This window comes from Sodalis-like endosymbiont of Proechinophthirus fluctus (genome assembly GCF_001602625.1).
GTDB lineage: Bacteria > Pseudomonadota > Gammaproteobacteria > Enterobacterales > Enterobacteriaceae.
In genome coordinates, this window is record NZ_LECR01000062.1 from 5,152 (window position 1) to 5,421 (window position 270).

The following is a 270-nucleotide window of genomic DNA, read 5'->3' on the forward strand; positions in this document are numbered from 1 at the left end:
TCCCAGCGAAGAGATGCAGCTGGTGGACACCCCCGACGTCCGTACCATCGACGAACTGGTGGCGCGGTTTGCGCTGCCGGTGGGAAAAACAGTCAAGACGCTGTTGGTCCGCGCCTGCGAAGATGCCAGTCATCCGCTAGTAGCGCTAATGGTACGCGGCGATCATCAGCTTAACGACGTCAAGGCCGAGAAATTGCCGCAGGTCGCCTCCCCGCTGACGTTCGCTAGCGAAAAGGAAATCCGTTTAGCGGTCGGTGCGGGCCCTGGCTC

Annotated in this window: 1 protein-coding gene; it reads left to right on the top strand. The window is 61.1% G+C overall.

What is annotated here, in order from left to right; genetic code table 11:
* A partial coding sequence (locus BG74_RS17510) for a YbaK/EbsC family protein (RefSeq protein ID WP_305809577.1) occupies positions 1 to 270 on the top strand: 270 nt, incomplete at both ends.